The organism is Streptomyces albipurpureus (assembly GCF_023701525.1).
Taxonomy (GTDB): domain Bacteria; phylum Actinomycetota; class Actinomycetes; order Streptomycetales; family Streptomycetaceae; genus Streptomyces; species Streptomyces albipurpureus.
The window spans coordinates 1-3,094 of sequence record NZ_JAMQAW010000013.1 but is presented as its reverse complement, the minus strand read 5'-3'; the positions used below and the strand labels follow the sequence as shown (position 1 = coordinate 3,094).

At 70.3% G+C, this 3,094-nt stretch carries 1 protein-coding gene; it reads left to right on the top strand.

Annotated elements, in window-relative coordinates; translation table 11 throughout:
* Positions 1-3,094, top strand: a 3,094-nt coding sequence (locus NBG84_RS16915; RefSeq protein ID WP_250920298.1) for a condensation domain-containing protein, incomplete at both ends; no start/stop codon positions are given.

Genomic DNA, 3,094 nt, shown 5'->3' with positions numbered 1-3,094 from the left:
TGGCGGATCCTGATACCGGACCTGATCTCGGCCTGGCAGCAGATCCACGAGAGCACCACCCGGCAACCAACACCCGCGGGCACCTCCAACACCACCCGGCAACCAGCACCGGTGGGTACCACCGACGCCCGGCACCCAGCACCGGTGGGTACCTCCGACACCACCCGGCACCCAGCACGGGTGGGTACCTCCGACGCCCGGCACCCAGCACGGGTGGGTATCTCCGGTACCGCCTGGCAATCGGCGCCGGTGGGTACCTCGTTGCGGCGGTGGGCGCACGCGCTGGCCGAAGAGGCGACCGCTCCGACACGGGTGGCGCAACTCCCCGTGTGGCAGCACATCCTGGCCGGGGACGAGCCGGTACTGGGCGCACGGGAACTCGACGCGACACGCGACAGTGCCGCGAGTGTGGACACCGTCCACATCCAGGTGCCCGCCGACGTGACCGACCTGCTCCTGAACACGGTGCCTACGGTGTTCCGCGGCGGTGTCGACGACGGACTGCTGACCGGCCTCGCCCTGGCCCTGGCACGCTGGCACCAGACACGCGGCGTGTCCGCCACCTCGACGCTGATCCGACTCGAAGGACACGGCAGACAAGAACAGCTGATCCCCGGCGCCGACCTGTCCCACACCCTCGGATGGCTCACCGCGATGTTCCCCGTACGACTGGACATCACCGGCATCGACCTCGCAGACGCCTTCGCCGGCGGCCCAGCCGCCGGAAAGGCACTCAAAACCATCAAGGAACAGCTGCGCGCGGTGCCGGACAACGGCATGGGCTACGGCCTGCTGCGGCATCTCAACCCCGAGACCGCGGCCGTTCTGGCCCAGGAGCGCCAGCCGCGGATCGGGTTCAACTACCTCGGCAAGGCCTCCAGCGCGGACATCCCCCAGGAACTACGCGGTCTGGGCTGGGCCCCGGACTCCACCCACCAGGAGGTGATCGCCGCGCCTGACGGGGATATGCCGGTGCTGTCGGCCCTGGAGATCAACACCGTGGCCGTCCACACCCCCGAGGGTGAGGAGCTGACCGCCTACTTCGGCTTCCCCACCGGTGTGCTCTCCCGCGAGGAGGTGAGCGAGTTGGCCGGGTTGTGGGTCCAGGCACTCACCGCCCTCGCCCGTCACACCGCGAGCCCCGACGCCGGCGGGCTCACCCCCAGCGAGGCACCCCTGATCGACGTACGCCAGGAGGAGATCGACACCTGGGAGACCCGCCTCGGCAAGCTGACCCACCTGTGGCCGGCCACCCCGGCACAGTCCGGGATCCTCTTCCACACCATGATGGCCGAGGCAGCAAACGACCCCTACCAGGTGCAATTGGTGGTCCGCCTGTCCGGCGGCGTCGATCCGGAGCGGATGCGCCGGGCCGGGCAGGCACTGCTGGAGCGCCACGACGTCCTCCGCGCGGCCTTCGTCCACCAAGCGGACGGCGACGTCGTTCAGGTGGTGCCGGAAACGGTCACCCTGCCGTGGCAGTACCTCGACCTGAGCGACGCCGACGAGGCGGAGCGCACCGAGACGTTCGAACGCTTCCTGGCACAAGACAGGGCCACCCGTTTCGACATGGGTAACCCACCACTCTTCCGGCTGGCACTCGCCCTTTTCGAGCCCGATCGGCCCGAACTCGTGCTGACCGCCCATCACACGCTGTTCGATGGCTGGTCCACGCCGTTGCTGATGCGGGATCTGCTGCTGCTCTACGCCTCCGACGGTGACCGGGCCGGTCCGCCCCAAGCCAGTAACTACGGCGAGTTCCTCGCCTGGCTCGCCCGTCAGGACCGGGACGAGGCGGCGCGGGTGTGGACGGCCGAACTCGAAGGGCTGGAGGGGCCGACCCTGCTCGCTCCCGACTCCGCGGGCGCGGACCACGGCGGCCGCGGCCAGGTCGACATCGCCCTCCCGCCCGATGAGGCGCGTGAGCTGAGCCACCGTGCCGCCGAACTGGGCATCACCGTCAACAGCCTGGTCCAGGGCGCCTGGGCGCTGTTACTCAGCCAGCTCACCGGCCGTCAGGACGTGGTCTTCGGCGCCACCGTCTCCGGCCGCCCGCCCGCGGTGGCGGACGTCGAGTCGATGGTCGGGATGTTCATCAACAGCGTTCCCGTCCGGGTCAGCCACACACCCGCTGACACCCTCGCCGAGGTCGTCACCCGGCTGCAGGACCAGCAGGCCGGCCTTGTGGAGTACCACTACTACGGGCTCACCGAGATCCAGAAGTCCGTCGGCGTGCAGTCCCTCTTCGACACCCTGGTCGTCTTCGAGTCGTTCCCCATCGACCGCGACGGCCTTACGGTCGCCACCGATGCCACGGCGGGGATCACCTTCACCGGCTTCCTCCCGTCCGCGGGCAACAACTACCCCTTGTGCCTGGCGGCGGCGCCCGAGCCGCACCTCCAGCTCATGATCCAGTACGCGCCGGGCTTCTTCGACCGTGACACGGTGGAGGGGTACGCGGCCCGTCTCCTGCGTATCCTGCGGCAACTGGCGACCACCCCCGAGCTGAGGGTCGCACAGCTCGACTCCCTGGAGCCGGCCGAACGCGACCGACTGCTGACCGGGTTCGAGGACACGGCGGCCCAGGTGCGCCACGCCACGCTCATCGAGCTCGTCGAGGCGCAGGCGGCGCGGACGCCGGACGCGGTCGCGGTGGTCACCGCGGGTGAGACCCTCACCTACGCCGAGCTGGACGCCCGCGCCGAACGGCTCGCCGTGGAGCTGACGGCACACGGGGTGGGCCCGGAGACCGTGGTGAGCGTGGTCCTACCCCGCACCTCCACCATGGTCGTGGCCCTCCTGGGCGTACTCAAGGCGGGCGGCGCCTACCTCCCCGTCGACCCCGCCTACGCCCGCAGCCGCCTCCCACACATCCTCCCCACCGCCCGGCCACACCTGATCCTGGCCGACACCGACACCCACGAACTCGTCCCCACCACCCCCACCCCCATCCCCATCCCCATCCTTGTCCTCGACAACATCGACCTCCACACCACCACCCAAAACGCCGTGGCCTCCCAAGGCTCCGCCACCACCCAGGACGCCGCGACCGCCCGGGACGCGGCGGCCCGGCCGTCGGTCTGTCCCGACAACC